This window comes from Allosalinactinospora lopnorensis (assembly GCF_000981225.1).
GTDB classification, from domain to species: domain Bacteria; phylum Actinomycetota; class Actinomycetes; order Streptosporangiales; family Streptosporangiaceae; genus Allosalinactinospora; species Allosalinactinospora lopnorensis.
In genome coordinates this window covers 1-1,277 of sequence record NZ_LAJC01000179.1, presented here as the reverse complement: position 1 = coordinate 1,277, position 1,277 = coordinate 1, and the positions used below count along the sequence as shown (strand labels likewise).

Here is a 1,277-nt window from a genome sequence, read left to right as displayed (position 1 = left end):
CCCTGAGCTTCCCCCCGTAGCGCGGACACTTGAGGTGAGGGCAGGCGTGATCATCAGGAAGGATGTCGTCCATGCCCTCTCCACACTCGCCCGAGTTCCGCCGCCGCGCTGTCGAGCTGGCGCGCCAAGGCAACAAGTCAACCGTCGAGCTCGCCAAAGACCTCGGTATCAGTCGCTCGTGTCTGCAGAACTGGGTCGCCCAGGCCGCCGCCGAGGAAAAATCGGCCGGCGATGCCGCCCGGCCCACAAGCGCGGAAAAGAAGGAACTCGCCGAGCTGCGCCGCCGCAACAAACAACTCGAGGCCGAGAACGAGATCCTCAAACGGGCCGCGGCCTACTTCGCCAGTGAGAACGTACTCCCAAAGTAATGTAGGCGCTGGTCCGTGCATGTGCCGCCGACTCGATCCCGGTCGCGGTGGCCTGCCGAGTACTGAACGTCTCCACCTCGGGATACTACGCCTGGCGCAACCGGCCCGAATCGCCGCGCGCCCAGCGCAACAAGGAAATCACGAAGATGATCCGCACTATTCACGAGGAATCGCGTGGCACCTATGGCTCGCCGCGCGTGCACGCCGAACTGGTGCTGGGCCTGGGCGAGCGGGTGAACCGCAAGCGGGTGGAGCGCCTCATGCGCGATGCCGGCCTGCAGGGCCTCTACCGGCGCCGGACCCGCCGCGGCCGGGCCAACCCCGCCACCGAGGAGGACCTGGTCCAGCGCCGCTTCACCGTGGCCCGGCGCGACCGCCTCTGGTTGTCCGATATCACCGAACACCCCACTCAAGAAGGGAAACTCTACTGCGCGGCGGTGATGGACGCCTATTCGCGGCGCGTCATCGGATGGTCGATGGATGCGCGCCAGGATACCGAATTGGTGGTCAATGCGCTGGCGATGGCCGTCGCGCGGCGCAATCCTTTGCCGCGTTCCACGATTCTGCATTCCGATCACGGGACGCAGTACACCTCATGGGCGTTCGGAAAGCGATTGCGCGATTCTGGGCTGCTGGGGTCGATGGGCACGGTGGGCGATTGCTACGACAATTCCATGATGGAGTCGCTATGGGCGACGATGCAACTGGAGTTGCTCGACAGTCGGACCTGGAAAACCCGCGATGAATTGGCCGCAGCGATCTTCGAATGGATAGAATGCTGGTACAATCCTCATAGGCGCCATTCCCGCATCGGGATGCACAGCCCCACCACGTTCGAAGGGCTCAACCTGCCCTCAGACACCCGCGGCTGACCTCACCGACGGCGTCCGTGCAAGCGGGGGAAGCTCA

At 64.5% G+C, this 1,277-nt stretch carries 2 protein-coding genes; both read left to right on the top strand.

From position 1 onward, the window contains the following. The first annotated feature begins 71 nt into the window (after positions 1–71). Positions 72–368 carry a transposase gene (locus tag VS93_RS26375; RefSeq protein ID WP_046472539.1) on the top strand — a complete coding sequence of 99 codons (297 nt, stop codon included), beginning with the start codon at positions 72–74 and terminating at the stop codon, positions 366–368. 8 nt (positions 369–376) lie between these two features. After that, positions 377–1,240 (top strand): IS3 family transposase, encoded by an 864-nt coding sequence (locus VS93_RS26370; protein WP_156185035.1) that lies wholly within the window; start codon positions 377–379, stop codon positions 1,238–1,240. Positions 1,241–1,277 lie beyond the last annotated feature (37 nt).